The sequence below is a fragment of the Ideonella sp. P3_A4 genome (assembly GCF_056403075.1).
In genome coordinates, this window is record NZ_JBFUGE010000939.1 from 1 (window position 1) to 1730 (window position 1730).

Here is a 1730-nt window from a genome sequence, read left to right on the forward strand (position 1 = left end):
GCCACGTACACCCACGTGGTCGCCTCGTTCGCGAACCCGAACTTCTCCTGGGGCGGCCTGGCGGCCAATTCCTGGTCGGGCACCGGCCTGGAATTCACCGCGATGCCGAAGGACATGAAGGCCGCGATCGACGTGCTGCACCTGCGCAAGATGAAGGTCGTGCTGGCCGTCGGTGGCGCCAGCTTCAACGACTGGGCCGGTCTCGCGGCTGAAGGCCAGGCCGGCTCGGGCTCGCGCATCAACGCGCTGGCCAAGATCATGACCGACATCGGCTTCGACGGCCTGGACGTCGACTACGAGACCGACGGTGACGTGGCGCGTTATGCCAACGTCACGAAGGCCATGCGCAAGGCGGTGGACCAGGCCGGTGGCGGCCGCATCCTGACCGTCGCGGGCTGGTCGACCGGTGCCGACTGCACSGCSGCCACGACCAACATGGCCGACTGCGCCGGCAAGCTGTCKTAYTGGGGCGGCARCGCCGGYCGCGAGCGCCTGCTSGYGCGCGACYATCCGGACGTCGCGAAGATGTTCAACGTGGTCAACGTGATGTCGTACGACGCCCGCTACGARCACTACGACGGCGTGGTCGCCTACAAGCAGTACCGCAAGCTRTGGGGCAAGAAYACGGCCGTCTCGATCGGTTTCGAGTCGGCACCCGAAGGCTGGGCCGGTGGGCTGCTGGTGGTCAACAACGCCGACGCGCAGTGCGCCGGCTCACGCATCCTGCAAGACCAGTACGGCAAGAACCTCGACATCCCGTACTCGGTGCAGCGCTTCTCGGCCGCGGTCAAGAACAGCAAGAGCACCAACAAGAACCCGCACGACGGCGCGATGCTGTGGAACGTGCTGAAGTCGGCCAGCGGCGCCTGCGGCTCGGCCCAGATCGGCTCGCCCGGCACCATCGGCACGAAGGCGGCCTCGACGCTGGGCTTCGTGAAGGACCCGCTGCTGAACGAGTCGCCCTGGAAGTGATGGGCTGAAGTGCGGTCAGGCGTCAGCCCCGCCTGCGCTTGATTGCAAGGGCGTCGATGACCTCGGCGCCTTTTTCATGGTTGTTTGTCGCGCAACCCGGTCGCGCCGGGTCGCTGTTCGTCAATGCATTCATTGGGAGCACCCATCGTGTCCATGAAAACCAAGTTGTGTTCCATGTTCGGCCTCGCGCTCGTGGCCTTGGCAACTGCTGCGCCGGCTCTGGCCGCCGACTTGCCGCCCGAGGCCTTGAGCACCAAACCGGACGGCCGCTACTACACCGGCTACTTCCCGACCTGGCTTGATCCGTATTTCGACGCGACCGGCAAGACGCCGGCCAAGGTCTGGGCCATCAGCCGACTCGCTCGCGTGCCGGCCACCTACACGCATGCCGTCATCTCGTTCGCGACGCCGAACTTCAGTTGGGGCGGCCTTGCAGCCAACTCGTGGGTCGGCACCGGCATCGAGTTCCAGTCGACGCCGGCAAGCATCAAGGCGGCGATCAATGTGCTGCACATGCGCAAGCTCAAGGTCATCCTTGCGGTCGGCGGCGCAACCTATTACGACTGGGACGGCCTGGCTGCCGAGGGGCAGTCGGGGTCGGGGCCGCGCATCGATGCGCTGGCCAAGATCATGGCCGACCTCGGGATCGACGGCCTGGACGTCGACTATGAGCTAGACGCTGACGTGACGCGTTATGCGAATGTCACCAAGGCCATGCGCAAGGCGGTGGACAAGGCCGGTGGTGGCCGCATCCTGAC

Annotated in this window: 2 protein-coding genes; both read left to right on the forward strand. The window is 65.9% G+C overall.

Features of this window, described 5'->3' with window-relative positions:
- Positions 1–972, forward strand: a 972-nt coding sequence (locus tag AC1DYI_RS34635; RefSeq protein WP_477208631.1) for a glycoside hydrolase family 18 protein, incomplete at its 5' end; no start/stop codon positions are given.
- 153 nt (positions 973–1125) lie between these two features.
- Positions 1126–1730 (forward strand): glycoside hydrolase family 18 protein (locus tag AC1DYI_RS34640; RefSeq protein WP_477208632.1); only part of this gene is annotated, 605 nt, incomplete at its 3' end.